At 40.5% G+C, this 637-nt stretch carries 2 tRNA genes; both read left to right on the top strand.

What is annotated here, in order from left to right:
- Positions 1-106 precede the first annotated feature (106 nt).
- A tRNA-Ile gene (locus DRB05_RS00150) sits at positions 107-183 on the top strand.
- A gap of 116 nt (positions 184-299) precedes the next feature.
- Positions 300-375 (top strand) — tRNA-Ala (locus tag DRB05_RS00145).
- Positions 376-637 lie beyond the last annotated feature (262 nt).

Genomic DNA, 637 nt, shown 5'->3' with positions numbered 1-637 from the left:
GGGGAACCTGGGGCTGGATCACCTCCTTATACGATTTAGAACTTATTTGTTCGAAGTGTCCACACAGATGATTGTTGATTAGAATTAGAGAACACAAACATTGTTTGGGTCTGTAGCTCAGCTGGTTAGAGCGCACGCCTGATAAGCGTGAGGTCGGTAGTTCAAGTCTACTCAGACCCACCACTTCTTGCCGATGCTGCGTTATTAAGCTCGTCGTTTAGGAAAGACTAAACGTCCTCACTTAATGCCTTGCCTCAATAAGAAGTTTGGTAAAGCAAACAATGTTATCCTAGTAATGTGGGGCTATAGCTCAGCTGGGAGAGCGCCTGCCTTGCACGCAGGAGGTCAGCAGTTCGATCCTGCTTAGCTCCACCACTTTACTACTCCTTCTTATAGATAAACACTCTTACTCAGGTTCAAGTAACTGAGAGTTTTTAACTCTGAGAAGTTATTCTCTTGCTCTTTAAAAATTTGGAAAAGCTGAAAAATTAAATTCTGATAGATAACGAAAGTTATTTATCGAGTTTTCGAAAGAAAATGCCGATTAATCATTTCGATGGTTAATTAGCGTCTACTTTAGTATTCAATATTAACTTCTGGCGAAGTTAAACTGTCTTTGACGATACAAACCATTTTG

The sequence above is a fragment of the Pseudoalteromonas sp. A757 genome (assembly GCF_004103285.1).
Taxonomy (GTDB): Bacteria; Pseudomonadota; Gammaproteobacteria; order Enterobacterales; family Alteromonadaceae; genus Pseudoalteromonas; species Pseudoalteromonas galatheae.
Note: the sequence above shows the minus strand (reverse complement) of the source record. Positions and strands in the feature narration are given on the sequence as shown.